Origin of the sequence: Caulobacter sp. 602-1 (assembly GCF_003931565.1) — a bacterium.
Lineage (GTDB): Bacteria > Pseudomonadota > Alphaproteobacteria > Caulobacterales > Caulobacteraceae > Caulobacter.
In genome coordinates this window covers 1-335 of sequence record NZ_RRYI01000063.1, presented here as the reverse complement: position 1 = coordinate 335, position 335 = coordinate 1, and the positions used below count along the sequence as shown (strand labels likewise).

Sequence of the window (335 nt, the reverse complement as noted above, 5' to 3'; positions counted from 1 at the left end):
CGGCCGACCACCACGATCCCGCAGGCGCCGCCGGTCGCGGTCGCCGGCGGATCCACCGCCACCACCACGCGGTCGAGGCGCGCGGGCTTGGCCGCCCGGCAGCGCGCTCGGTCCTCGGCCCGGAACAGGCCGCCGTCGGTCTCGACGATGATCCCGTCCAGCTCCTGGGCTGCCAGCCGCGTGCCGCCGTAGAGGGTCTCCAGCGTCCGCAGGAACGCCGGCGCCAGGTTGCCGGCGTTGGCGCTGGTCCCGGCCCGGGTCATGGCCACGCCGGGTTCGGCGATCAGGGTCTTCAGCGCCCGGATCGGCCGGGGCGTCGAGGTGACGACCAGACG

Annotated in this window: 1 protein-coding gene; it reads right to left on the bottom strand. The window is 76.4% G+C overall.

Annotated features, from left to right (window positions below):
• The coding region (locus EIK80_RS25250) for a terminase large subunit domain-containing protein (protein ID WP_199743631.1) at nt 1-335 on the bottom strand (335 nt) is incomplete at both ends.